Origin of the sequence: Pseudidiomarina marina, assembly GCF_044807045.1 — a bacterium.
Lineage (GTDB): Bacteria > Pseudomonadota > Gammaproteobacteria > Enterobacterales > Alteromonadaceae > Pseudidiomarina > Pseudidiomarina marina.
Window position 1 is genome coordinate 1625069 of the sequence record NZ_CP085233.1, and the last position, 22633, is coordinate 1647701.

At 46.2% G+C, this 22633-nt stretch carries 22 protein-coding genes and 1 tRNA gene; 12 read left to right on the forward strand and 11 right to left on the reverse strand.

Annotated features, from left to right (window positions below; genetic code table 11):
• Positions 1-13: 13 nt before the first annotated feature.
• Complete coding sequence (locus tag LG272_RS07660) at positions 14-1366, forward strand: M28 family metallopeptidase (RefSeq protein ID WP_404409977.1); 1353 nt, start codon at positions 14-16, stop codon at positions 1364-1366.
• Positions 1367-1416: 50 nt separating this feature from the next.
• Here LG272_RS07660 and LG272_RS07665 read toward each other — a convergent pair whose 3' ends face one another.
• Genes LG272_RS07665 through LG272_RS07675 form a run of 3 tightly spaced genes read right to left on the reverse strand, consistent with a single transcriptional unit; the run spans position 1417 to position 4442 of the window.
• Positions 1417-2418, reverse strand: a complete 1002-nt coding sequence (locus LG272_RS07665) for an ArsA family ATPase (RefSeq protein WP_404407745.1) — start codon at positions 2416-2418, stop codon at positions 1417-1419.
• Positions 2419-2474: 56 nt separating this feature from the next.
• Complete coding sequence (locus LG272_RS07670; protein ID WP_126758764.1) at positions 2475-2747, reverse strand: cory-CC-star protein; 273 nt, start codon at positions 2745-2747, stop codon at positions 2475-2477.
• Positions 2748-2756: 9 nt separating this feature from the next.
• Complete coding sequence (locus tag LG272_RS07675; RefSeq protein ID WP_404407747.1) at positions 2757-4442, reverse strand: carbon starvation protein A; 1686 nt, start codon at positions 4440-4442, stop codon at positions 2757-2759.
• 126 nt (positions 4443-4568) lie between these two features.
• Here LG272_RS07675 and LG272_RS07680 point away from each other — a divergent pair, with 126 nt between their 5' ends.
• The 8 genes from LG272_RS07680 (at position 4569) to LG272_RS07715 (ending at position 12949) form a co-directional block, all read left to right on the forward strand.
• On the forward strand, positions 4569-6395 hold the full coding sequence (locus tag LG272_RS07680; protein ID WP_126758766.1) for an ABC transporter ATP-binding protein: 1827 nt from the start codon (positions 4569-4571) through the stop codon (positions 6393-6395).
• Positions 6396-6484: 89 nt separating this feature from the next.
• Positions 6485-6991: an RNA polymerase sigma factor gene (locus LG272_RS07685; RefSeq protein WP_126758767.1), complete on the forward strand. Its 507-nt coding sequence runs from the start codon at positions 6485-6487 to the stop codon at positions 6989-6991.
• A gap of 44 nt (positions 6992-7035) precedes the next feature.
• Positions 7036-7431, forward strand: a complete 396-nt coding sequence (locus tag LG272_RS07690; RefSeq protein ID WP_375294523.1) for a hypothetical protein — start codon at positions 7036-7038, stop codon at positions 7429-7431.
• Positions 7428-7763 (forward strand): YbjQ family protein, encoded by a 336-nt coding sequence (locus tag LG272_RS07695; protein WP_126758769.1) that lies wholly within the window; start codon positions 7428-7430, stop codon positions 7761-7763. The genes LG272_RS07690 and LG272_RS07695 overlap by 4 nt, the downstream gene beginning before the upstream one ends.
• A 140-nt stretch (positions 7764-7903) precedes the next feature.
• Complete coding sequence (locus LG272_RS07700) at positions 7904-8140, forward strand: hypothetical protein (protein WP_126758770.1); 237 nt, start codon at positions 7904-7906, stop codon at positions 8138-8140.
• Between the two features lie 114 nt (positions 8141-8254).
• On the forward strand, positions 8255-9568 hold the full coding sequence (locus LG272_RS07705; RefSeq protein ID WP_404407751.1) for a DUF2868 domain-containing protein: 1314 nt from the start codon (positions 8255-8257) through the stop codon (positions 9566-9568).
• Positions 9556-10956 (forward strand): DUF3482 domain-containing protein, encoded by a 1401-nt coding sequence (locus LG272_RS07710; protein ID WP_404407753.1) that lies wholly within the window; start codon positions 9556-9558, stop codon positions 10954-10956. The genes LG272_RS07705 and LG272_RS07710 overlap by 13 nt, the downstream gene beginning before the upstream one ends.
• Before the next feature lie 118 nt (positions 10957-11074).
• Positions 11075-12949 (forward strand): diguanylate cyclase domain-containing protein, encoded by a 1875-nt coding sequence (locus LG272_RS07715; RefSeq protein ID WP_404407755.1) that lies wholly within the window; start codon positions 11075-11077, stop codon positions 12947-12949.
• 11 nt (positions 12950-12960) lie between these two features.
• On the opposite strand, the gene LG272_RS07720 is transcribed toward LG272_RS07715, so the two are convergent.
• The 3 genes from LG272_RS07720 to LG272_RS07730 form a co-directional block, all read right to left on the reverse strand.
• Positions 12961-13037: transfer RNA gene (locus LG272_RS07720), tRNA-Pro, on the reverse strand.
• 67 nt (positions 13038-13104) lie between these two features.
• Positions 13105-14721, reverse strand: coding sequence for a DUF3413 domain-containing protein (locus LG272_RS07725; protein WP_404407757.1), 1617 nt, complete (start codon positions 14719-14721; stop codon positions 13105-13107).
• A gap of 15 nt (positions 14722-14736) precedes the next feature.
• A complete protein-coding gene (locus LG272_RS07730) occupies positions 14737-14958 on the reverse strand; it encodes a DUF1414 domain-containing protein (RefSeq protein WP_092854893.1) in 222 nt (73 codons plus the stop codon).
• Positions 14959-15029: 71 nt separating this feature from the next.
• On the opposite strand from LG272_RS07730, the gene yejK reads away from it, so the two are divergent.
• Positions 15030-16073: a nucleoid-associated protein YejK gene (yejK, locus tag LG272_RS07735; RefSeq protein WP_404407760.1), complete on the forward strand. Its 1044-nt coding sequence runs from the start codon at positions 15030-15032 to the stop codon at positions 16071-16073.
• A 71-nt stretch (positions 16074-16144) separates the two neighbouring features.
• Here the strand turns inward: yejK and cspD are convergent, their stop codons facing one another.
• A complete protein-coding gene (gene cspD / locus LG272_RS07740; protein WP_126758776.1) occupies positions 16145-16357 on the reverse strand; it encodes a cold shock domain-containing protein CspD in 213 nt (70 codons plus the stop codon).
• Positions 16358-16619: 262 nt separating this feature from the next.
• Here cspD and clpS point away from each other — a divergent pair, with 262 nt between their 5' ends.
• Positions 16620-16928, forward strand: coding sequence for an ATP-dependent Clp protease adapter ClpS (gene clpS / locus LG272_RS07745; protein ID WP_126759360.1), 309 nt, complete (start codon positions 16620-16622; stop codon positions 16926-16928).
• Between the two features lie 40 nt (positions 16929-16968).
• Positions 16969-19242 (forward strand): ATP-dependent Clp protease ATP-binding subunit ClpA, encoded by a 2274-nt coding sequence (gene clpA / locus LG272_RS07750; RefSeq protein ID WP_126758777.1) that lies wholly within the window; start codon positions 16969-16971, stop codon positions 19240-19242.
• Positions 19243-19259: 17 nt separating this feature from the next.
• On the opposite strand, the gene infA is transcribed toward clpA, so the two are convergent.
• The 4 genes from infA to ald form a co-directional block, all read right to left on the reverse strand.
• The gene (infA, locus tag LG272_RS07755) at positions 19260-19478 is read right to left on the reverse strand and encodes a translation initiation factor IF-1 (RefSeq protein WP_054487875.1); all 219 of its coding nucleotides are present in this window, start codon (positions 19476-19478) and stop codon (positions 19260-19262) included.
• 140 nt (positions 19479-19618) lie between these two features.
• Positions 19619-20317 carry a leucyl/phenylalanyl-tRNA--protein transferase gene (gene aat / locus LG272_RS07760; protein WP_404407763.1) on the reverse strand — a complete coding sequence of 233 codons (699 nt, stop codon included), beginning with the start codon at positions 20315-20317 and terminating at the stop codon, positions 19619-19621.
• 38 nt (positions 20318-20355) lie between these two features.
• Complete coding sequence (gene trxB, locus LG272_RS07765; protein WP_126758779.1) at positions 20356-21315, reverse strand: thioredoxin-disulfide reductase; 960 nt, start codon at positions 21313-21315, stop codon at positions 20356-20358.
• Between the two features lie 156 nt (positions 21316-21471).
• The gene (gene ald, locus LG272_RS07770; RefSeq protein ID WP_126758780.1) at positions 21472-22599 is read right to left on the reverse strand and encodes an alanine dehydrogenase; all 1128 of its coding nucleotides are present in this window, start codon (positions 22597-22599) and stop codon (positions 21472-21474) included.
• Positions 22600-22633: the final 34 nt, after the last annotated feature.

Consider the following 22633-nt stretch of genomic DNA (forward strand, 5'->3'; position numbering starts at 1 on the left):
ACCGTGGGCGCTAATGTCGTCTGTCGCTGTGGGTGTTTTTGCCGTCAGTGCACACGCGGATGTTGAATATACGGATCAGCCGCAACTGCACGCCATCCAACAAGCCGTCTCAGCGGAGCGAATTGAAACCGACATTGAAAAACTTGTGAGTTTCGGCACCCGCCATACGTTGTCAGAAACAGAATCGGATACGCGTGGTATTGGTGCTGCACGCCGCTGGATTAAGGCCGAGTTTGATAAAATTTCGGCTGAATGTGGTGGCTGCCTCGAGGTCTATTATCAATCACGTGTTATATCTGACGAGCCACGCATTCCTGAACCGGTCGAGGTGGTCAGTGTGATTGCCGTGCAAAAAGGCACTGTTGATCCTTCGCGTTACGTGATTATGTCAGGTGATATTGATTCGCGCGTGAGTGATGTCATGAATTACACCTCGGATGCTCCAGGCGCGAATGATAATGCGTCAGGAGTCGCCGGTACACTTGAGGCCGCACGCGTACTGAGCAAATACAAATTTGCCGGAAGCATTGTTTATGCCGCATTAGCAGGTGAAGAGCAGGGGTTATTTGGCGGCCAGATTATGGCTGAGCAAGCCAAGCAAGACGGTTGGCGTATTAAGGCTGTATTGAACAACGATATGATTGGTAATATCGAGGGGATTAATGGTGTCATTAACAACACCACAGCGCGTATTTTTGCTGAAGGGACGCGCCAAGATGAAACCCCTGAAGATATCCGCCGTCGTCGATTCACTGGCGGTGAGGTTGATTCGCCAAGCCGAAATGTTGCACGTTATATCGATTGGATGGCCGATCGCTATATACCAAACCTCGATACGATGGTGATTTATCGTTTAGATCGTTTTGCGCGTGGCGGACATCATCGCCCGTTTAACGACCTTGGTTTCCCTGGTGTACGCATTATGGAAACCAACGAAAACTACAACCGTCAGCACCAAGATTTACGGGTTGAAAATGGCATTGCCTATGGCGACACCATCGATGGCGTTGATTTTGATTACGCAGCTAAGTTAACCGCTTTGAATGCGGTATCTTTAGCAAGCATGGCATGGGCGCCGAGCCCACCGGCGGAAGTCAAAATTGCCGGAGCAGTGAGTCCAAGCACAACGTTAAGCTGGGCAGCGCCTGCAGAAGCTGAAAAAGAGCATGTTAAGGGTTATCGCATCTATTGGCGCCATACCGATGCACCGAACTGGGAATTCAGCCGCTATGTCGGTAATGTGACCGAGTACACCCTCGAAAATATCGTGATTGATAACTACTTCTTTGGCGTTGCTAGTGTTAGCCAAGATGACTTCGAGAGCCCGGTTGTTTACCCAGGCCCTGCTGGTGCATTTGGTGAATAGTATTCATGCACTCAACCAATAATAAACGCGCCGACCGCTGGTTGGCGCGTTTAATCACTTGGTAATTCTGCGCAAACTTTCTGCAACGCTGCCAAGCCATGTAAATCCGTCGGAAACAACGGCAGATACACGCGTGGTAAATCGGCAAATGTGTTTTCAATCTCTTCTCGATAAATCGATTCTTGCTGACGGCGTTGCGCAAAGAAGTCACTATCAATTAAATCAGGTAAATTACGGTTAATTACCAAGCCTGCAATAGGCAAGTGTTCTGATTTTAATGCTGCTACCGCGCGTGTTGTTTCTAAAATCGGTAATTTCTCTGGTGTTAATACAAACACGAGCCCAGTTTGTTGCGGGTCGGTCAACACATGCCGAATGCGGTGAAATAAACGCTGGCGGCGTAACAGCGTTTCGGTAATTTCTGCGGTGCGATCATCCATCGTCGCCGTTTCATGTTGAGTCGGGTCCGCCATTGGGTTGGTAATGTCTTTACCCGCTTTTGGTGACAGATGTTCCAGCACGCCTTCGAGTTGTTTAGCTTTCTGGCTTTGTTTCAATAGGCCTTGCGTCCATGCAGCCATAGCTTCAGGGAGGCTTAATAGTCGCAGGGTATGGCCGGTTGGCGCGGTATCGAAAATGATCACGTCGTAGTGTTCTGGTTCTTCATCAATAATACGCGCAATACGCTCTAATAATGCCGCTTCTTGGGCGCCCGGCGATTGTTGCGTTAAACGCATTTGCCGCTCAATTTCTGGAAACATGTCCGGTTTACTGAATCGCTTCATGGTGCGCATCACACGTTCAATATGTGCATCAACTTCGCGATCGGGATCGATCTCGAGCGCATCAACACCCGCAGCCACTCTAGCTTTAGAATCACCGATAGGTTGATCAAATGCATCGGCCAGGCTGTGCGCAGGGTCGGTCGAGATAAGTAGTACCTTGCGTCCGAGTTCAGCTTGTTGCAGGGCGATGGCAGAGGAAATTGTCGTTTTCCCAACACCACCTTTACCACCGACAAAAATGATTTTTTTGGTATTAAGCGAGAACATCAGGCCACCGTGAGATTAGAATAAAAAGCAGACTATCGAGATACGTTTGCCGCTGTTTAGCAACAACGAAAACCGTCAAGTGGAGAGTGTTCCATCCCCATTCTCAGATGCCATTCGTGAAACCGCTCTAACAATAGCGGTTGTAACTCAAGCGTATAATAAGAAGCGGGATTTGGAACGCCCATTAGTTCTGAAAAAACTAACAGCATAAATAAATCATCCTCATCCCGCTTAGCGCGAGCAATGGCTGAACGGTAGGGCGCGTTATACACATTGGTTGCGTACTCGTTAGCCTGTTTTAACCATTCAACAATTGCTCGTATTTTCATTATGTTACCTTATTCAGCCGATTGCGTTGATTGACGTATTTCGCGACGAAGGCGCGTTAACGTACCTGCAGCTTCTAATGCAATCCAAATCGCTGCAACAAGTACCACTAAATCTAAACCGAACAAGAACCAGTCTGACTTCTGATAGAAGCCCATGAGCTGAATAAGTAGGGCATAGATGGTCATCACCAACAGGAATAACAACGGTACCAAGGTCACGTACATCGGCCGCCCAAGTTTAACCAGCATTGTTGTGATTACTAATAGCGTTAAACCTGCTAGTAATTGATTGGTAGTACCGAATAACGGCCAAATCAGTAGACCACCGGCACCGTCGGCGCCGCCCGCGCCAAAAGCAAGCAACAGACATGAAGCAACAGCGAGTAGTGTTGCCGGTGCAGCTTTTTCCATCCACTTAATGTTGTAGATATTTCCCCACTCTTGGAAAATATACCGTTGTAGACGTAAACCGGTATCCATGGTGGTACCCGCAAACAGCACTGCCATGACGGTTAGCAATGTTTGTGATAACTTGACATCAAGCCCAATACCGTTATTTAAGATATTGGCACCGCCCTCAACGAAGGCAGATACGCCGCCTTGACCAAAGCTGTGATATACCGCTTGCCAGTCAGCTAAAGTCGCGAAACCCGCAGTCGCAGCAATGATGGTGGCGAGTGATAGCGAACCCTCGCCAATGGCACCAAAGTAACCAACAAAACGCGCATCAGTTTCTTTGTCCAATTGCTTTGAGGTCGTTCCAGATGCGACTAAGCCGTGGAAGCCAGAAATAGCGCCGCAAGCGATAGTCACAAATAGGAGCGGTACTAAACTCGGTGTACCTTCCGGCGTGTTCGTATTAAATGCTGGGGCAACCAATTCAGGGCCACTGATTAGCACAGCGCCATAAACTAAAATCAGACCAATAAACAATTGCAGGCCGTTGATGTAATCACGTGGTTGCAACAGCATCCAAACTGGCAATAACGACGCAATAGCAGCGTATAGGAACAGGATAATAATCCATTGCGCGTTATCAGATACACCAAACACAGTTTCAGGTAATGTGATTGGGAACGAAGGTCCAGTGTAAATCAATGCATAGAGAGCGATAACACCAAGAATAGATACGGTACCAAGGTTCATCCATTTGCGGAAAATAAACTGACCGATGATTAAGGCGACAAAAATTGCACCCCAAACAGGCACAACTGAGCTTGGGAAGTTGATCAGTAACCCTGAAATGGCAGTCGCAAATACGGCATTGACCATAAGCAGTACAAGGAAAATGACGATCATAAACAAGCTTTGCGAACGCTTGCCAACCACATCACCCGTTAATGCTCCAATGGAACGAGCCTTATTTCGGTTCGATGCCCAAATCGCACCAGCGTCGTGCACGCCAGCAAAGAAGATGGTACCGAAGACGACCCACAAAAAGGCTGGGACCCAACCCCAGATAACGGCAATCGCAGGGCCTATGATAGGCGCTGCGCCCGCAACCGAGGTGAAGTGGTGTCCCCAAAGAACATATTTGTTGGTTGGAACAAAATCAACACCGTCCTCAAACTCATGAGCAGGCGTTCGGAAATTTGGATCAAGTTTGAAAATCTTTTCAGCTACAAATTTTGAATAAAACACATAGCCTAAAAACATCGCGCCTAATCCGAGTAGCATTAGCAGAATTGCATTCATGGCGTTACCCTTTTTAGTTTATTATTGGTACAACAATAACTGCGTTATGGTACTTCATGCATACTAACAACTGACATACGACCAAAGTCTAGCTTGTTACGTGCAACCTGCAATTAAGGATTATTCATGTTCAGTTGGTTTGAACGACGTCTTAAACCATTTCCAGATGGTAACCCCGAGCAACCGCCGAAAACCTTGGTGGCGTTTTGTTTGTATTACAGCAAAGGTGCGTGGCCCTTTATTCTCACCGCCGGCACGTTAATGATGCTTATTGCACTTACCGAAGTTTGGTTATTTAGTTTTATTGGCAACATTGTTGATTGGTTAGCGGAGCAAAATCGCGAAACTTTCGTGGAAGAGCAGTTTTGGGGTCTGACCGGAATGGCGATAGTTGTTCTAATTGGACTGCCGCTGTTAGTTATTCTGCATTCATTGATTACCTATCAAAGTCTGTTAGGCAATTATCCGATGAGAATCCGCTGGTTAGTTCACAAGTACCTTTTAAACCAATCGGTCACATTCTATCAGGACGAATTCGCTGGCCGCATTGCGACAAAAGTTATGCAGACCGCTTTGGCGGTGCGCGAGTGCGTCATCAAACTGTTTGATGTACTGAATTATGTGACCGTATATTTTATCGGCACCGTGGTGATTATCGGTGCCGCCGATTGGCGATTGGCGTTACCGTTAATTGCTTGGCTAGGTTTATACGTGGTGCTTTTGCGCTATTTCGTACCGCGCCTTGGCAAAGTGGCAGCGGATCAAGCTGATGCGCGCTCAGTGATGACGGGACGCATTGTCGACAGCTATACCAACATACAAACCGTTAAATTGTTTTCGCATGCACAACGGGAATTGGCATTTGCAAAAGAAGGGATGAGCGATTTTTTAGGCACAGTGCACCGCCAAATGCGCCTTGTAACGAAGCTTTATACGTGCCTCTATCTGCTCAATTCACTCTTGCTATTCAGTGTTGGTTTTTTAGCGATTTACCTTTGGGTTGAAAGTTTGATTACAGTTGGCGCCATTGCTGTTGCACTGAGTTTAGTGTTGCGCTTGTGGGGTATGAGCCAGTGGATTATGTGGGAAATTTCGTCGCTGTTCGAAAATATCGGCACCGTTCAAGATGGCATTAAGACTGTCTCAGTGCCACAGGATATTCAAGATAAGCCAAATGCAATGCCACTTAAGGTTCAGCAAGGCGATATACATTTCGAACATCTTAATTTCTACTATAGCGAGGACAAACCGATATTACGTGACCTTGATCTCGCCATTAAAGCAGGTGAAAAAATTGGTTTGGTAGGCCGCTCAGGCGCTGGTAAATCGACGTTGGTTAACCTATTGCTACGATTTTATGAAGTTCGAGATGGGCGTATCACCATTGATGGTCAAGATATTTCAACAGTTACCCAAGAAAGTCTACGTCAGCATATTGGCATGGTGACACAGGATACGTCGTTATTACATCGATCGGTGCGGGGGAACATTGCATACGGACGCCCTGACGCAACACAAGAAATGATAGAGCAAGCCGCGCATCGAGCAGAAGCGGACGTATTTATTGCCGACTTAGAAGATTCACAGGGGCGACGAGGTTATGACGCGCATGTCGGCGAGCGTGGCGTAAAACTCTCGGGTGGGCAGCGTCAACGTATTGCGATTGCGCGAGTGATGTTGAAAGACGCACCAATTCTAATTCTTGATGAAGCAACATCAGCGCTCGATTCTGAAGTGGAAGCGGCGATACAAGAAAACCTATATCGCTTAATGGAAGGTAAAACGGTTATCGCGATTGCGCACCGTTTATCGACCATTGCTGCTATGGATCGATTAGTAGTGATGGATGAGGGAAGAATTGTAGAGCAAGGGAGCCACGAAGAATTACTGGCTCATGGCGGTTTGTATGCGCAGTTATGGGCGCGTCAATCGGGCGGTTTTCTTCCAGATTAATTAAAACCAAAATTTATTTTGTATTTGAGGGAATAAACACACTGCTTCATTCGTTTTATAGGTAAGCGACTATTTAATTAGGAACTCATATGTCTGAACGCTTGGCGCTGCTTAAACCATTGATAGCCGATGCTATGACACATGCCATGGCTATCCAGCAATGCGAGCAGCGTGCTGCCGATAGTGTGCAACAGGTGTTAGAAAGGGCGTTGACGGTTACCGATATGCCAACTGATAAACACCAGTTGAAAGCTTGGCTTTTGCGCGCCGTTCATAATGCGGCGATTGACGTCATTCGGCGTCAGCGCAAAGAGCAAGGCTTAGGGGGCGAAGATTATGAGCAGCAAGCGCCAACCATGATTGAGCCTGAACACCAGTTCGAAACTTGGCAGACCCAACAAATGGTAAGAATGGCGCTTCAGAAGTTACCGATTGAACAGCGCGAAATTATTGTCTTACGTGAAATTAATGGCTGTAGCTATGCCGATATAACCCAAATTATGCAGCTTGAACAAGGTACCGTTATGTCGCGGTTACATCGCGCCCGGCTAGCTTTAAAACAGGTGTTAGAGACGTTGCAACGAGGTGAAAAATGAGTGGTTTAACATGCGAACAGGCAGCAACGCTAATTTCTGGTTTCATGGATAATGAATTGACGCAACAGCAGCAGCAACAATTGCATCATCACCTAGCCGAGTGTGCGGGGTGTCAGAGCGAATTAAAAGAGTTACAAGGTATGCGAGAGCAACTGCGCAATGCGATACCGAAATTTGATGATGGGCAACTGCTGGCGAAATTCGACAAGGATAAGCCGAGTCGATGGGCGTTCATCGCGGGATGGGTTCTTGTATTAACCACGTTGTCTTTGCTCGCGATATATGGAATTTTTAGCTATTGGTCGGATGAATCGATACCGATGGCACTCAAACTCGTCACTAGCAGTTTAGGGCTTGGGTTTTTACTCTTGTTTGGAGCGGTGGCACGCCAACGATGGATTGCCGCTAAGAATGATCGGTACAAGAAGGTACAATTATGAAACACGTGCGAGTTGTGAGTAGTGACCATATTGCTGGGTTTAAAATTACCGAGCATCTGGGTTTAGTACGCGGGAATACCATTCGAGCGCGTCATCTTGGTCGAGATATTTTGGCTGCTTTTAGAAATATTGTTGGTGGTGAAATTCATGATTACACCAAACTACTTGGCGAGAGCCGCGAACAGGCTTTAGATAGAATGGTCGATGAAGCTCGAACACTAGGCGCCGACGCAGTGATTGATGTGCGTTTCAGTACTTCAATGCTTGCGCATGGTGCAGCAGAATTATTAGCCTATGGTACTGCGGTTAAGTTAACTCAAGCGAAATCATAAAGTTAAAAATACAGACCAAAATTTACACTGGCTTTACCGTAAATTTACGGTGCAAATAGCAAGTTTTGCTTAGACTCAATGCTGCATTGAGGGCAAAATTGCCATTTTCTTATTTGATTGTAAATTAGGTGGAAATAGCCATGCGCAAATTATTGTTGCTCCTTATCTTCGGCGGCGTTGCGTTTCAGTACTATAACCGCGACCAGCAAATTGATATGACCCCAAACGTGAACTTAAACGATTGGGCGGTGAAATTAACGCAGTTATCTTCCAATAATAAAAAAGATTCAGAAAAGTTGGTTTGCCCGAATGGTCATTATGTAAGTGTGAATTACGACTTATCTGAAGCAACATGCCGTCAACGTACGCAATTATAAATCTTCGTTAGAAATACCCGAATCAAGCGTTGTAAATCGACTGCTTCTCAGGTTAAATGAAGGCTATTGAAAATAATAATTACAATGCAGTTTAGCTAAGTAGACAGCGGTTCAATGCTTAAAATATTCTCTCGTTTTCGCTCAGTATGGATGGCGGAACTCGTTCGCCGCCATGAATTACAAAATGGCTTTCAACGCGCCGATGCCATCGAACAACAAGCTCGCCAGTTGCCAACAATGGAACAGCGCGTATTTAAACGTGCTGAGTTATTAGCAGCTCGGCTTGGACTCGTTCATCAACTCCGCGTTTGGGATCATTTTCGGCGCCTCATTGCTATTCTTCTCAGTGTTTTCGCCATTATGGGTGCCATTGCGATTGTTCGCGGCACTTTAAGCGTTACGCAACCGATATCTTTAAGTTATGCCTTGATGATGCTACTTGGCTTACACATCATCTTGTTTGTTCTATGGTGCTTTTCGCTCATTATCAAAGATAGTTTTGGTTGGGTTGGGCGAATTTCATTGTGGGGGTTAGAGCATATCGGCCAACGCCAGTATAACCAACAATTCAATAATACCTTACTCACCATCGCCAATCAGTACGGTTTGACTAAACCGGCAGGTGCCGCGCTAACGCACGGTTATTGGACATTATTTATGCTGGCAGTATGGTTTGTATTATTCTTCCACTTGAGCACTAGCGCGTACGCTTTTACTTGGGCAACGACCATTTGGCCAGCCGAAACACTACAGAGCTGGGTGAGTGTTATTGGTTTAATTCCCAGTTTATTTGGTGTTGAGGCACCTTCGGTTGCAGCACTTTGGGATCAGCCTCGTGAAAGCGCGCAGCTTGAAGCCGGACGTTGGTTACTTAGCTGCGTTATCATTTACGGTGTTGCTTGGCGATTGATATTTTTGATTGGTTCTATCAGCGTCTTAATTTCGCGAATTCGCAAAATGACGATTGATTTGACGCTACCTGGCTACGCGCCAATTATTCGCAAGTTAACGGTATCAGCGGCAACCGAATTAGTTGATGCTGATAGTGATGTTTCAGGAATTGATACAGCACAGTGGCGGACGCCGAAGCCTGGTCACGGCGAACTCGTAATAAGCCTCGATCATGAGGCCGATTCGACTTGGTTGAAACAGCATCAACAAGAAAACTGGTATGCCGGAGTGATTGCCCGAAGTGACGACAAACAACGGTTGCTAGCTCGCTTGGATGAGCATCCAGTAGGTCACTTAACCGTGCGTTTAAATGCCCAGTTAACCCCCGACAGAGCTGCAATGCGCTTTTTGACGCTGCTTCAGCAATATTGTTTAAACGTTGAAGCCATTTTAGTGATTCCTGAGAACACCGATGAAAAACGTGTTATTCATTGGCAAGAGTGCTTAACTGAGGAGGGCGTGAAATGGAAGCAGTAAACGCACTCATGTTGGCTGTTGTTGGCCATACCAACACAGGTAAGACATCCTTAATGCGAACATTGTTGCATGACAGCCAGTTCGGTGAGGTCGACTCGCGACCAAGCACAACACGTGAAGTCACTAGCATTGATGTTGACGCCGATGGCCAAATACTACTTCGGTTATTCGATACGCCAGGGTTAGAGGCCGGGTCTGACTTATATGAACATTTGGTAAAAAGCGAATCGAGTTTTCGCCACGATGGACCAGCGCAGGTGCGTCACTTTTTGAACACGATGGCGGCGGCTCATGAGTTTGAACAAGAATCAAAGGTACTGCGTCAATTATTAAAATGTCACGCGGCCTTGTACGTTATCGACGTGCGTGATCCGGTGTTACCCAAGTATCAGGACGAGTTAAGCGTTCTTGCGCGCTGTGGCAAACCGATATTACCAATTCTCAATTTCACTGCAAAAAAACCAAATAATGTAAATGAATGGAAGTTAGCTCTCACCAAAGTTAACTTGCATGCGCATATTGAGTTCGATGCAGTGAGTCCACCGGAAGGTGGCGAAGCGATTTTATTCAACCGGCTAAGCGCGATAGTACCTGGGTTCCAGCACCAACTAGAGCAATTGGCTGAGTATCGCACTCAACAACGTGCACATCGTCTAAACACGGGTTTAACTCAAATAGCCGAATTACTGGTTGATGTCGCAGCATTTCATGAGCACGTTAAAGCTGATGTTGACGATGCCCAACTGAAACCAATTGTTGAGCAGATGCAAAACTTGGTAAAACGACGCGAGCGTAATTGTGTGACAGAAATGCTTGCGCTATATGCGTTTCGTTTAGAACATGTTCGCTTGCAGCAGTTGCGCCTCAGTGACGGTACTTGGAAAGATGACCTATTTGAGTTAGAAACACTCAAGGAATTTGGCATAAAGACCAGTGTCGGGGTCGGTAGCGGTGCGGCGATTGGTGCCGGTATTGATTTAATGGTTGGTGGTATGAGCTTAGGCGCCGGTACCGCGGTTGGTGCCGCAATTGGTGGTATTTGGCAAGGTTGGAATCACTACGGGAAAAAATTGCTTGGCCACTTTAAAGGTGAGCGTGAACTCATTGTTGATGATGAGATTTTAAAGCTACTAACATTGCGGCAATTAAACTTGCTACAACAATTGGCAACCCGAGGACATGGTTCGCAGGATTTATTATTAGTGACGCAATCGTCAAAATTACGAGAACAGTTTTTGCGAGCCTTGTCGGGCAGGTTGAAATTAGCGCGCCGACATCCTCAATGGTCGAGCTTAAATCAGCGTAGTTTTGTGCGAGACGCGCAACGTCAGGAATGTGTGCGCGACGTAACTGAGCTCTGCCGCGGTTTCTGGAGTCATGCGAACTAGCCGTTATGGGTAGCTGATTACCTACACTTAGCTGCATAAAGTTCCGACAAACTTAGCTATACTGTCATTAAATAAAGGATGTTACGCAGTCATTCAAAAACCAGCTTAAGGATACGCGGTGGGTCAAACTGCTACGGATATCTCAGGAAAATATCGTTCGCTGATACGCAGAGTCGTGTGGGGTATTTTGCTGACTGGCATTGCTGCAAGTCTGGCGACGCTACTTCCTCTTTCGTTTTACATTTCCCAGTCGCAAGAACGCACCGGCTTAGCTTATGCATCAGCTCAAGCAATGTCGGTGCAAAAGCAACTTCAGCATTACCAATCAATTGCGAAACAGTTTGCCAGTCGTACCCAAATTAGGAAGGCTTTGATTGCCTATTCTGCTGGCGAGTTAGATATCGCCCAACTGGTGCAAGTAACTCGTGATCGCATTACTGATGCTGCCGCCTTTATCCCGAATCTAGTTGCCGGCGTGAGAGTGACTAACAGCGGAGAAATTGTGGCCCAATACGATGGCCCCGCAAGTTCATTACTCGATGCAAAATTGAATCTCGATTGGCAACAATTAAGACCGTACGGCATGCATTATGTGACGGTTGATGATGACCTCTTTATTTCAGCAGCTGCACCTATCGTTGACGAAGACAAACGCACCATTGGTATCGATATTCTACTTTTTGGGCCAACCGAAATTCTTGATATTTTGCGAGAGCTAAATACCTTCGGGCAGAGCACAAACTTCCGTCTTGTTAACTCCCGCGAGCGTTTATATATCGAGTTTGATCAAGTTTCCAATCAACTGAAACAACGTGAATTTGGTTCTAACGAGTCATTTTATATTGCGGCGTACGGTAATGTTCCGTTTGTCTATCGCGATACCTCGAAAGAAGCCCCGCGACTACATTACTTTATTCCTTTCAGCGATTCGGCGTGGGGGCTGGTGGTGATTCATGCTGAAACCTCAGTTTTTGGTGCGTTAGTTACCGAGTTTGCATCAGTCGCTCTGGTTATACTTATTGCGGTAACTATCGGAGCTTGGTGGCTGCACAAATATTCGCAACCAATCATTCGGGCGCAACTGGCGCAACATCGACAACTTCGTGAATCGAATCGCAAGTTAAAACTAGCAAATACGGTGTTTGAAAAAGCGCAAGAAGCCATTGTGATTACTGATAACTCGTTAATCATATTGCGAGCTAATAAGGCCTTTGTGCAGTTGTTTAATATTGAAGTTGATAAGATAAAAAACACCTGTTTATTGGCGTTTATCGATGACGGTCGTATGACCAATGAGATTCAACGACAAGTGCGGCGCCATATTCAGAAAAATGATAGCTGGCAAGGGGAGGTCTGGTATAAAAAGCCAGGCGGTCAGTCGTTTCCTGCGCTGCAAACCATCACCCCCGTTCGCAATAATGATGGCCGGGCGCTTCAGTTGATTCATATTTTTAACGATATTTCGGCAGAAAAACACGCCCAAGAGCGTCTTCAGCAGTTGGCTTTAACTGACACGCTCACTCATTTACCCAATCGTTTTGCGGTGTTACAACATCTCGATGATGCTATTAAGCGAACCAATCTATCGAAACAATCCTGCGCGTTGCTGTTTTTTGATTTAGACTTCTTTAAACCTGTGAATGACACACACGGTCACGATGTTGGTGACGCATTGTTACAGGCAATAGGTCCGCGTGTTCGCGAGTGTTTGCGTTCGTCGGATATTGTTGGACGTTTAGGTGGTGATGAATTCGTTATTTTAATCGAGAACATACAACAGCGAAGCGATATCGAGAAAATTGCTGGTGAAGTCATTGTGGCGTTACAAAAGCCATTTCGTATCGGTACGTTGACTTTACAGATTGGCGCCTCGATGGGTGTTGCTTTGTACCCCGACCATGCGGATACGCCGAAGCAGTTACTGAAAATTGCTGATGCCGCCATGTATAAAGCAAAAGAGGGGGGACGTAACCAATTTTGCTTCGCGGAGTAGAGAAAATTAATTGGTCGGCGTGACTGGATTTGAACCAGCGACCCCTGACACCCCATGACAGTGCGCTACCAAGCTGCGCTACACGCCGACCGAGTTGGCTATATTACCGATAACCATCAAATAGGCAAGTAGCCAGCGCACCAACTGATGCTTTATTAGTCAACCGCGGTAGATTGTTGCTCTTGACTGAAGCGTTTTAGTCTACGAATACCGTCAACCAAAACTGGGGTTGCGGGCGATACACCAGGTAATAGCTTCTGTTCTTGATTATCAAACGTACGAATACTTGCGTCGGCTTGGATTATCGATGTCATTTCTTCATCATAAACGACGAGATCGTGACCGAAACTAGTCATGACGGGGAGTCGTCGTTGCTCCGCCGACAAATCGATACCAATCGAATACGCATCAGCTTCATCAACGCAATTAATGTAGCGCGCCAAAATAGTCGGCATGATATCGGTAAGTAATACCAAAGGCTGCGGCTTCAAAGAAATGCCGGCGGTGTACAATAACGGTACTTGCATGGCAGTTATTGACAGCGCTTCTTTACCCGCGGGTTGTTGCGGTTGAATACCTACGACAACAACTTGCGTTTGCTGATCGATTTGTCGACGCAATATGCGTTTCATCTCGGTTGTCATGGTGTCAGCAGTAGCGAGGCCGATAAAGGCCGAAGGTTCTGGTAAATTAAACGCGGTAAATTCGTTGAGTACACCTGGAAGCGACGATGTTTGCAATTGGTTTTGCAGTGCCACCTCGACACGGTAGTCGCGTAATGTTGAAAAATAGACCGGTTGCTTATTGGCGTGCTCTATTGGTGCCTGATAAAGATCGGGCAGGGCGTACATAAGTTCAAACAGGCCGCTGGTGCTATTGCGATGACCGAGTACAGGACTTTCATATTGTGTCAATTCTGGGAATTCGTGCAGCAATGCTGTCACTGTCGTTGTATCAAGTTGATTCAACGCAATCACGAGCGTATTCGGAGCTTCGGGCACGCGCGCGCATTGCAGGGCGCGGCTTGGATAAGCCAGGTTAACTGCGGTGCCTTGACGAATGAGGTTTTCAGTTGCTTCAAGACGCTGTTCAACCAATAACCCGTGTTTGCTCATCAAGGTTTTGGCTGTGGTTGGATAACTTAACGGAAACATGTCGTCTTGCTTGGTAATCGGGGTGTAGAACACCGCATCAGCCCAGATGTGAATGCTATGACTGGCTAAAAAGCACAAGACGAAAACTGCACTAAATGCGTTACCCCAGTGTTTTTGTTGTAGTTGGTCAAGTCGTTTCCACGCAATATTGGCTAGGCCTAGCTCGAAAATTAACAGAACGACGAAGATTAGTAGCATACCCAATAAAATCAAAAAACTAGCTCCGGCGAATGCCGTTTCTGCATCGGTAGCCAATTGGGATAATGAATACGTGTTTAAATGATAGCCGTATTGACGGTAAAACAGCGCGTCTGCAACGAGTGCGATGAGGCCAAATGAGGCCACTAACGTTGCGATACCGCGGAGTATTCGGGTATATGGAATAAGTAGGCAAAAAGGAAAAATGAGAATGATAAATACAATGAACGGCAAAAAGGCAAAATGCCCAAGCCAATTCATGATGAGATAAAGTACACCCAGCGCGCTACCAGGTGCTTCCGTTGCCTCGATGTAGAGTGTGCCTATCGCTAATACAAGTAAGATATTGAAAAACGTAAACCAGTGGCCCCAGCTAATTAATCGAGCAATTTTGTCGCGACGTTGTTTACGTTGTTTCATGCGGTGACTGAACCTTTATGCTTGTTTTTCCATCGATTGTAGCAGTACTTTGCCAAATTGTTCAGCAACCTTGTACGCATCTTCTGATTTATAGCTGGCATTAATGATATTTGAAACGGCATTGCCGAGCGTCATCAAGGCTAAATCGGTTGGTGCTTTGTGTTGATTCAAGACATCAATCACAGCATCAAGTAGTTGTTGTTGGGTTTTTACATCGTATTTCGAAACAATCGGCATGGTTTTAAATCTCAACATGTTAAACTAGCACACATAGTATCACAGGGAATCACAGAGGACACCGAGATAACATGCAAGCTGATGTGAAACATAGCATTATCCATCAATTCTATACCAATGACGGGCAGATTGGTCTGCGGGTGGCACCGACAACACTGGCAATTAATGACGAAGTTGGTCTGTTGTTGAGTGAGTTAACTGAAGTCTATAACGCGAAACCAAGCAAAGGTTATGCGCGCTTTATTGACCCCGTCAACGATGATGCCGAAGAACATCAAATAAGTGAGTTTCCTGATAAATTGAAAGCTTGGCGGAAGGGTGAAGACGAATTTGTTGGCTTTTCGCAGCAGGCGGCAAAGATTCTTCATCAACAACTGCAGCACTATGGCATTTTAGAAGATGGTTTTTTGGTAATCGCAAGCTACACCGAGCTGGGCCAGGATTATTTAGTCGTCGCATTCCTGCCGAGTAAAGAAGGTGTTTCCATTGCCCCGGATTTGTCAGTGGATCGTTCATCACAGCTTGATATTAATAAGGTTCAATTAGCAGCCACGATTAACCTGACTGAGTGGCAAGAAGAGCCAGAATCAGCGACGTATATCTCATTTATTAAAGGCCGGGTTGGGCGCAAAGTCTCTGATTTCTTCCTAGATTTTTTAGGATGTGCGGAAGGTTTAAACGCGAAAAAGCAATCACAACAGTTAGTTGAAAGCCTGCACGACTATGTGAAAGCTTCTGAGATTCCTACCGAACAGGCCAATACATTGCGTAAATCGGTGTATGATATCTGTGACAATTCATGGAAAAGTAACGAACCGGTGCGCGTCAAAGATTTATCGGAGCAGTTACAACAGGCTGTACCAGCGGAGCGAAGTTTTGCAGATTTCACCGCTGAGCAAGCACAACCGTTACCAGAAGAAATTCGAGCAGATAGAAGTACACTGCGTAAACTGGTGAAGTTTCAAGGACAAGGTGGTGGCTTGAGTGTTGGCTTTGACCAAGAGTTACTTGGTGCTCGAGTAGAATATGATGCGCATTCGGATAAATTAACGATTCACGGCACGCCACCGAATTTGCGTGACCAATTACGCCGTTATTTTGGCATTGATAGTTAAACTCGAGCAGGACAGAACGAAAAACGCCGACCTAAAAGTCGGCGTTTTAAATGGTGCGTGCGGCGTGTTATTTACTTACCTTGCACCGGAATAATGTTGGTTGCATGAAGACCTTTTGGACCTTCCTCGAGTTGAAACTCAACATCTTGTCCAGCTTTCAGCGTGCGATAGCCTTCCATATCAATCGTTGAGTAATGCGCAAAAATATCGCCTTCGCGATCTTCTGCCTCGATAAAGCCAAAACCCTTGGAATTATTGAACCATTTCACTTTACCGGTTGCCATACTTCTACTTCCTTTATTCTGCATTTAAAATTTAGTTATTGTTAGAATGGTTGCTAACCAACCGACATGTTCGAAACACTTGAAATGTCGCTTTGTTAACACCATGTTTTACTCTAGGTGAGTTCTGGTGATAGTCAAGCCGTTTTTTGATTGTTTTGTGAACAAATTGAGTCGGAAGGTGGGTATTTTTCACCGAACTTACAAATTTTTAAGCCATTTGCGCAAATAGCTACTATATATAAAGAAAGGGTCATCCATGGGTATGGCAGATCATCACCAACAAGGCAGCGAACGCGTTGCAGAAAAGCAAAAGTTACAGCCGCCACCGATGTATAAGGTGATATTAAATAATGACGACTACACCCCGATGGATTTTGTCGTTGAAGTATTGATTAAGTTTTTTCGAATGGATCAAGAGCGGGCAACCGATACGATGTTGACCATTCATTATAAAGGACGTGCCATTTGTGGCGTCTATTCTGCAGAAATTGCGGAAACCAAAGTAGTACAAGTGAACCAGTATGCCCGTGAGCACCAACATCCGTTGTTGTGCTCAATGGAAAAAGCCTGAGGCTTGCAAGCTGTACACTGAGCCTTTTAAGGAGTAGCTCATGTTAAATAAAGCGCTAGAAATTACATTAAATGATGCGTTTCGGTTAGCCCGAGACCACCGTCACGAGTTAATGACGGTAGAGCATCTCCTATTAGCGTTGCTGGATAATCCAGAAGCTGCGCAAGCTTTGCGTGCATGTGGGCTAGAGTTCACTCAGTTAAAGCAAGAATTATTGAGCTACGTTGACCGCAGTACACCGAGTTTCGATGATGAGAGTGCTGACACGGATACGCAACCGACGCTGGGTTTTCAGCGTGTATTGCAACGTGCCGTATTCCACGTTCAATCTTCAGGTAACAGCGAAGTAACCGGCGCTAATGTGTTGGTGGCGATTTTCGGTGAACAAGAATCCCATGCGGTGTATTTATTAAATAAACACGATATTACACGGCTTGATGTGGTTCATTATTTATCGCACGGGATGACGAAAATTGATGATGAATCATCGCAAACCGATAGTAGCGATGCCGAGACAATTGAAGCACAAGCCGAAGAACAGCAGAGCTTTCTGAAACGTTTCTGTACGAATTTAAATGCGCGCGCTCGCGAGGGTAAAATTGATCCATTAATCGGCCGCGATTTTGAGTTGGAGCGTTGCATTCAGGTACTCTGTCGTCGCCGCAAGAACAACCCGCTATTGGTAGGCGAAGCTGGGGTAGGTAAAACTGCAATTGCGGAAGGTTTAGCACATCGAATTGTAACGGATGATGTGCCAGAGGTAATGCATAACGCTGTCATTTATTCGTTAGATATGGGCGGGCTATTAGCCGGCACTAAATACCGCGGTGATTTTGAGAAGCGTTTTAAGCAATTATTGAAAGAACTCGCCGAACAACCTGATGCTATTTTATTTATTGATGAAATTCACACGATTATCGGTGCGGGTGCCGCCAGCGGTGGGGTATTAGATGCTTCTAACCTACTGAAACCGCTGTTGAGTAGCGGTGAACTTAAATGCATTGGTTCGACCACATACACTGAATATAAAAATATTTTTGAGAAAGATCGCGCGTTGGTGCGCCGTTTTCAAAAGATTGATGTCGCAGAGCCTTCGGTTGACGATACCACGCGAATTCTACAGGGGTTAAAAGAACGCTATGAGGAACATCATGGCATTCGATATACCCAGCCAGCAATTCGGGCAGCAGCGGAGCTATCGGCGCGCTACATCAACGAGCGTCATTTGCCAGACAAAGCGATTGATGTACTGGATGAAGCCGGCGCCAGTCAGCGATTATTGCCGCCATCGAAACGCAAAAAAACCATTGGTGTGCAAGATATTGAAAGTATTATTGCAAAAATTGCCCGTATTCCAGAACAATCGGTATCGCGCAGCGATCAGCAGATTTTGAAAAATCTCGACCGTAATTTGAAACTCGTGGTGTTTGGACAAGATCAAGCCATTGATCAACTGACGGCTGCAATTCGGTTATCGCGTTCAGGATTAGGGCAAGAACATAAGCCAATCGGCTCGTTTCTATTTGCTGGCCCTACCGGGGTTGGCAAAACTGAAATAACCCAGCAGCTAGCAAAAGTATTGGGTATCGAATTTGTTCGGTTTGATATGTCGGAATACATGGAACGCCATGCCGTGAGCCGTTTGATTGGTGCACCGCCAGGCTACGTGGGTTTTGAACAGGGTGGTTTATTAACCGATGCGGTGATCAAACATCCGCATTGCGTGTTGCTGTTAGATGAAATCGAGAAAGCACATAGCGACATTTATAACATTCTGTTGCAAGTAATGGATCACGGAACATTGACCGATAATAACGGCCGCAAAGCTGATTTTAGAAATGTGATTGTGGTGATGACAACCAACGCTGGCGTGCAAGAAACAGTGCGTCAGTCAATTGGTTTTCAACAGCAAGATCATGCGCCTGATGCAATGGTTGAGATTAATCGGACATTCTCACCGGAATTTCGTAATCGCTTAGACGGCATCGTCTGGTTCAATCACTTGAATCAAGAAGTGATAGAGCAGGTGGTTGATAAGTTTATTTGCGAGCTTCAAGCGCAGTTGGATAAGAAACATGTGTCGCTTGAACTTGAGCCGGCCGCGATTCGCTGGTTAGCCGAAAAAGGTTACGATAAAGCGATGGGGGCACGACCAATGGCGCGAGTGATTCAGGAGCACCTGAAAAAACCATTAGCGAACGAAATTTTGTTTGGAAAACTCGCTCATGGTGGTGCGGTTACCGTGTCCGTTGCGAAAGGTCAGTTAGAACTTAAAATTGAAGAGCGGGAGGCGCGCGGTTCAACCACTGATTGAACCGCGAGTGGCCTGAATTAACGGGCGCGGAAGACGATACGGCCTTTGGTTAGGTCGTAAGGAGTAAGCTGCACCGTGACAGTGTCACCGGTTAAAATGCGAATGTAGTGCTTGCGCATTTTGCCAGAAATATGAGCGGTCACCACGTGGCCGTTCTCTAGCTCAACACGAAACATTGTATTCGGCAGGGTTTCTAATACCGTGCCTTGCATTTCAATACTGTCTTCTTTTGCCATTCAAGTCCTCGATAAATTTTCTAATGATGCGATGAAGTCGCAAATTTTATTAAATTGCTAACGTAATAAGGCTTACGCCGCGAAAAGTGGCAGAATTTTAGCCGTTTTTAATGACAATTGCCACTGCTTATCTTGATTGTTCAAGCTTTTAGACGGGTCGGTGTCCAGAAATTTGTACGCAATGTACTCTTTTGTGTGCGTAATTTACGCAAATAATGTTGCCGCGAAATATCTTGGGCGCCAAGGCTTGTCGTGTGCTCATTGCGAATTTGGGCGTCAATCAATTGACCGCCGGCGGCGAAGAACTCGTGAGCGAAAACGAGCAGCGCCGTTTTGCTGGCGTTGGTTTGAGTGTGAAACATACTCTCAGCGCAAAAGATATTACCAACACTCATACCATATAGCCCGCCAACTAACTGACTTTCGTACCATACTTCCACCGAATGAGCGTGGCCCAATTGATGCAGCCTAGTATAGGCTAATTGCATTTCGGGGTGTATCCAAACGCCTCGGTTTGCGCGTTCGTGAACATTCGCGCAGGCTTGTATGACTTCGTTGAAGGCGTAGTTCAACGTTACTTGGAATGACGTTCGTTTTAAAAAACGTTGCATAGAACGGCTTACATGAAGACTTTCGGCGGTAAAAACCGTGCGTGGGTCAGGACTCCACCATAAAATCGGGTCTTCCGCGCTATACCAAGGGAAAATACCGTGTTTATAGGCTTCAATAAGACGTTCTGGTGACAAATCGCCACCGAATGCGAGTAGGCCATCGGGGTCGCGTAAAGCGAACTCTGGCGATGGAAACCAGACCGAATTGGTCGTAAGTTCAAACAACACCAGAGTTCTCTCTTTTCCCCAGGCGGTTAACCAAGGCCCTAAGCTTTGGTTAATCCATCAAGGTAGCGTTCGGCATCGAGCGCAGCCATACAGCCGGTACCTGCCGAGGTAATTGCCTGACGATAGATATGATCCATCACGTCGCCGGCAGCAAATACGCCAGGAACGCTGGTTGCTGTTGCATTACCGTGCAATCCTGATTTCACCACAATGTAACCATCGTGCATCTCAAGTTGATCGGCAAAAATACCCGTGTTCGGCTGGTGGCCAATGGCAATAAAGCAACCCATCACGTCGAGTTCAGACAGTGCGCCATCTTGTGTATCTTTAATACGTACACCGGTTACGCCAGCATCGTCACCTAACACTTCGTCCAAAGTTTTATTGAGATGCAAGGTGACGTTGCCATTAGAGGCTTTGTCCATTAGTCGGTCGACTAAGATCTTTTCAGCACGGAAGGTATCACGGCGATGAATCACGTGAACTTCACTGGCAATGTTGGCTAAGTAGAGTGCTTCTTCAACGGCTGTATTACCACCGCCAACGACAGCTACTTTTTGATTGCGATAGAAGAAACCATCACAGGTTGCGCAGGCAGAAACACCGCGACCCATAAATGCTTCTTCAGAGTCTAATCCAAGATATTTCGCAGAAGCACCGGTTGCAATAATCACGGCATCGGCTGTGTATTCGCCTGAATCACCAAACAATTTTAATGGTTTGCTTGAAAAATCAACGCGATTGATATGATCAAAAATCATTTCTGTATTAAATTTTTCGGCGTGCTGTTGCATACGAACCATCAGATCAGGGCCAGTAAGACCTTCTGGATCGCCCGGCCAGTTTTCGACATCCGTTGTGGTGGTCAACTGACCGCCTTGCTGCATACCGGTGACTAATACAGGATTTAAGTTTGCGCGTGCCGCATAGACAGCTGCGGTGTAACCCGCTGGGCCTGAACCGAGGATCAGCAGGCGGCAATGTTTGGCTTCAGCCATAAGTTTGGTACTCCGTTGTTCTTTATTTTTTGGCTAGATACTTGACACTATGGGGGTGATTGTAGGGATTACAAGCCCTTGAAACAAGAGACCCGCGGTGGAAATCCACGGCGGGTCTTGTCAAGCTATCGCTCCGGCACAAAAGCCAAGAACGGTTTACGCTTTGATAGCTTCCGCAGGGTCTTGATAATCAAGGCCAAGCTGTGCACCTAAATCGTCGTGAACTGCTTTGTAAGTGATTTTACCTTTATGCATGTTCAAGCCATTTAATAAATGCGGGTCGTCTGCCATCGCCTTCAAACCTTTGTTCGCTAACGCCAAGCCAAATGGCAAGGTGGCGTTGTTCAGTGCGATAGTTGAAGTACGCGCAACACCACCTGGCATGTTCGCTACACAGTAGTGAATAACATCTTCAACAACGTAGGTTGGGTCTTGGTGTGTGGTTGCTTTTGATGTTTCAAAACAGCCACCTTGGTCAATTGCGACGTCAACAACAACAGAACCAGGTTTCATGTTTTGTAGGTGTTCGCGAGTTAATAATTTCGGTGCTGCAGCGCCAGGAATTAGAACCGCACCGATGACTAAATCAGCTTCACGAGAGAACACATCAATAGCATCAACAGTTGAATAGATAGTTTTCACGCGACCACCGAAGATATCGTCTAACTGACGTAAGCGCGGCAACGAACGGTCGAGAATGGTGACATCTGCGCCCATACCAACAGCCATTTTCGCTGCCTGAGTACCAACCACGCCACCACCGATGACGAGTACCTTCGCAGGCGCTACACCTGGGACGCCACCCAATAAGGTGCCGCTACCGCCATTCGCTTTCTCTAAATGGTGAGCACCGGCTTGAATCGACATACGGCCAGCCACTTCACTCATTGGTGCTAATAACGGCAAACCGCCGTTGCGGTCGGTTACTGTTTCGTAGGCAATAGCGGTTACACCAGCTTTTGCTAACAATTCAGTTTGCACTGGGTCTGGCGCAAGGTGCAGGTAAGTATAAAGAATTTGGCCTTCACGCAATTGTTCACACTCGTGTGGCTGTGGCTCTTTTACCTTGATGATCATTTCTGCTTTAGCAAAAATCTCTTTGGCGTCGGCAACAATTGTCGCACCAGCTTGCTCGTAATCTTCGTTGGTGAAACCAATTGCTAAACCGCCGTTTTGCTCAACCATCACTTGATGACCATGGGCAACATATTCGCGAACTGCCGCAGGGGTTAATCCAATACGATACTCGTGGTTTTTAATCTCTTTAGGTACACCAATTAGCATGGTTGTGCGTCTCCGATAATGACTTGTCGTTAAG